1 protein-coding gene is annotated in these 817 nt (G+C 77.3%); it reads right to left on the bottom strand.

Translation table 11 applies throughout. The annotated features are described in order from the left end of the window. A partial coding sequence (locus tag AB8Z36_RS41590; RefSeq protein WP_369218508.1) for a polyketide synthase dehydratase domain-containing protein occupies positions 1–817 on the bottom strand: 817 nt, incomplete at both ends.

Below are 817 nucleotides of genomic sequence, written 5' to 3'. Positions count from 1 at the left end.
CTCCGGCGCCGTCCTCGCGCGCGGCGAGCAGACCGACCACCGCGTGCAGGGCGGCGTCGAGCAGCGAGGGGTGCAGGGTGAAGGAGTCGGCGCCGCGCTCCGCCGCGGGACCGGCGCCGTCGGGCAGTTCCAGGAGGCCCAGGGCCTCGCCGGGACCGCGTCGCAGCTCGCGCAGGGACCGCATGGCGGGGCCGTAGTCGAGGCCGCGGGCCCGGAGCAGGTCGTAGAGATCGGCGGCCGTGACCACGTCGGGGCAGCGTGCCGTGACGGCGGCCGGGTCCACCGGGGCGGGATCACCCGAGGCGGCCCGGTCACCCGGGGCGGGGGCGTCGGCGGCCATGGCGGCGGAGAGTTCGCCCCGGGCGAAGACCTCGGGCCCGCCCTCGCTGCCCGCCGCGCGGTCGGTGATCGCGAACCGGGCCGCGTCGCCGTGCGGGGTCAGCTCGACGTGGAGCGTACGGGGTCCCCGCGCGAAGTCCATCGGCCGCTCGAAGGAGACCCGGCTGAGGGAGACCGCGCCCGCGGGCAGGGACAGCTCCCCCGCCGCGCGCGCCATCTCCAGGTAGCCGACGGCGGGCATGATGGACCGGCCCCGCACACGGTGGTCGGCGATGAAGAACTCGTCGCCGGTCAGGGTGGTGGCGTAGCCGTGCTCGGCCAGGGTCGAGACGTTGGCGCCGAWCAGCGGATGCGGTGCCGGTGTCGCGGCGGGGCCTGCGGCCGACGCGTTCGTGGGCGGTTCGAGCCAGACCCTGCGGCCCTCGAAGGGGTAGGTCGGCAGCGGGACGCGGCGGCGCCGCTCGGCCGCGTAGAACTC

It is taken from the genome of Streptomyces flavofungini (genome assembly GCF_041028215.1).
GTDB lineage: Bacteria > Actinomycetota > Actinomycetes > Streptomycetales > Streptomycetaceae > Streptomyces > Streptomyces flavofungini_B.
This window is presented reverse-complemented; position numbering and strand designations above follow the sequence as displayed.